We start from the raw sequence: 255 nt of genomic DNA, 5'->3' as shown, positions 1-255 counted from the left end.
TGATGAAGCATTCTCTGTGCCTGTTCCTTTTCTCTTTGACCCTTTTTGTGATGGTCGACAATCCAATGTCGAATCCAGCAGCCCTGATCAGATCCCAGATCTGTAAGCAGGTCAGCTGCTGCTTATGTCCAGACCCGAGCAGGCGTGTCTTTTCTTCTTCGTCTTCAAGAATTTGATCCAGAAGCGCGTCGACCTCTGGACTGTATTTCCGAGGTTGTCTGGATGAACTGTCGTATGAAGGCGGATCGATACACT

Annotated in this window: 1 pseudogene; it reads right to left on the bottom strand. The window is 48.6% G+C overall.

Annotated elements, in window-relative coordinates:
• Positions 1-250 (bottom strand): annotated as a pseudogene (locus tag Afil_RS11690) (IS21 family transposase); the annotation flags it as partial.
• Positions 251-255: the final 5 nt, after the last annotated feature.

Source organism: Allobaculum fili (assembly GCF_020969955.1).
GTDB classification, from domain to species: domain Bacteria; phylum Bacillota_I; class Bacilli_A; order Erysipelotrichales; family Erysipelotrichaceae; genus Allobaculum; species Allobaculum fili.
This window is presented reverse-complemented; position numbering and strand designations above follow the sequence as displayed.